We start from the raw sequence: 703 nt of genomic DNA, 5'->3' as shown, positions 1-703 counted from the left end.
CGCCGGTCTGCGCGTCCTGCTGCTCCCCATCGATCCCGAGTGCAAGACCCGGGTCTGCTTCGGCTCGGGCGCCGGCGGCCTGTTCCGCCTCCGCGGCGGGACCTGGGAGGACCTGGAGCCGCAGCGGTCCGAGCCGGCCGAGAGCGGCGCCGATGGGTTCCGGTTCCGTGCCGCCATGGCGCGGCCCCGCGACACCCTGCTCCTGTGCTCCGGCGGGCTCGCCGACCCCATGCGCGAGGAGGGCCTCCTTCCGGCCGAACTCGCGGCCCGCTGGGCCGACCGGGAACCCCCCGGCCTCGCGGTCTTCCTCGCGGACACCCAGCTCCGCCTCAAGGGGTACGCCGACGACCGGACGGCCGCCGCCGTCTGGGAGGCGTGACGGCGCGGAGTGTGCATGGATGGACGGGCGTAGCCGGCAGGCAACGAAAGGGCGCCGTTCCATGGGCAAGCAGAACGTGGCAGAGCAGTTCGTCGACATCCTCGTACGCGCCGGCGTGCGCCGGATGTACGGAGTCGTCGGCGACAGCCTGAACCCGTCGTCGACGCCATCCGCCGGACCGGCGGCATCGAGTGGATCCAGGTCCGGCACGAGGAGACCGCCGCGTTCGCCGCCGGTGCCGAGGCCCAGGTCACCGGCCGGCTCGCCGCCTGCGCGGGCTCCTGCGGCCCCGGCAACCTGCACCTCATCAACGGCCTCTACGAC

The 703-nt window shown here is 74.1% G+C and carries 2 pseudogenes; both read left to right on the top strand.

From position 1 onward, the window contains the following. A pseudogene (locus G3I78_RS46595) lies at positions 1 to 379 on the top strand (protein phosphatase 2C domain-containing protein); the annotation flags it as partial. A gap of 61 nt (positions 380 to 440) precedes the next feature. Beyond that, a pseudogene (locus tag G3I78_RS46590) lies at positions 441 to 703 on the top strand (thiamine pyrophosphate-binding protein); the annotation flags it as partial.

Source organism: Streptomyces sp. SID13726 (assembly GCF_010548375.1).
In the GTDB taxonomy this organism is placed as follows: Bacteria; Actinomycetota; Actinomycetes; order Streptomycetales; family Streptomycetaceae; genus Streptomyces.
Note: the sequence above shows the minus strand (reverse complement) of the source record. Positions and strands in the feature narration are given on the sequence as shown.